The organism is Mangrovicoccus sp. HB161399 (assembly GCF_013184745.1).
In the GTDB taxonomy this organism is placed as follows: Bacteria; Pseudomonadota; Alphaproteobacteria; order Rhodobacterales; family Rhodobacteraceae; genus Mangrovicoccus.
On sequence record NZ_JAATVU010000297.1, the window covers coordinates 1 to 649 of the forward strand.

Annotated in this window: 1 protein-coding gene; it reads left to right on the forward strand. The window is 71.5% G+C overall.

Features of this window, described 5'->3' with window-relative positions:
• Window positions 1–649: IS21 family transposase (istA, locus tag HCC78_RS33000; RefSeq protein WP_172332878.1), on the forward strand; the 649-nt coding region annotated here is incomplete at both ends.

The window sequence follows — 649 nt, forward strand, 5'->3', positions numbered from 1 at the left end:
CCGTGTCCGACTACCTCAAGCGGGCGGACCGGGCGGGGCTGTCCTGGCCGCTGCCCGAGGGCACCTGCGATGCCGACCTGGAGCAGCGCCTGTTCCAGCCGGTGGGCGGCGCGACGCGGCGCGGCCTGGCGCCGCCGGACTGGGCGCATGTCCACCGGGAACTCCGCCGCAAGGGCGTGACGCTGTCGCTGCTCTGGGAGGAATACCGCGCCGCACATCCCGCCGACGGCTATGGCTACAGCCGGTTTTGCGACCTCTACCGCCGCTGGGAGGGGCGGCTCGCGCCGAGCATGCGCCAGCATCACGCTGCCGGCGACCGCGCCTTCGTCGATTTCGCGGGCGACACGGTCGAGGTGATCTGCCCCGAGACCGGCGAGGTCCGGCAGGCGCAGATCTTCGTCGGGGTGCTCGGCGCCTCGAGCTACACCTATGTCGAGGCGGTCTGGACACAGGGCCTGTCCGACTGGATCGGCGCCCATGTCCGGATGCTGGAGTTCTTCGGCGGCGTGCCCGCGCAGCTGGTCTGCGACAACCTCCGGGCAGGCATCGCCAGGGCCTGCTTCCACGAGCCGAAGGTCAACCGGACCTATGCCGATCTCGCCGCCCATTACGACACGGCGGTCATCCCGGCGCGGCCCTACAAGCCGCG